The 237-nt window shown below is 36.3% G+C and carries 1 protein-coding gene; it reads left to right on the top strand.

What is annotated here, in order from left to right:
- Positions 1–158: 158 nt before the first annotated feature.
- A partial coding sequence (locus R0K30_RS23465; RefSeq protein WP_410613429.1) for an NAD-dependent epimerase/dehydratase family protein occupies positions 159–237 on the top strand: 79 nt, incomplete at its 3' end.

The following is a 237-nucleotide window of genomic DNA, read 5'->3' as shown; positions in this document are numbered from 1 at the left end:
AGATGTAGTGGTATCTAACCGTATGGTTGATGAGCTAAGTGATGTTGCAGATAAAGTATATACACGTGATTTATTTGGTAGTGATTAAAATAAAGATTAAAGGTGACGAGATTTGAGCTTCGGGACACGGGCTTAAAACTTTTTTTAAAAGGTTTAAAATGAAATATTTAGTAACAGGCGCAGCTGGCTTTATTGGTAGTGCGGTTGTAGAAAAACTAACCTCTGCTGGTCATGAAG

The organism is Bacillus sp. SIMBA_154 (assembly GCF_046536015.1).
Lineage (GTDB): Bacteria > Bacillota > Bacilli > Bacillales > Bacillaceae > Bacillus > Bacillus pumilus_P.
This window is presented reverse-complemented; position numbering and strand designations above follow the sequence as displayed.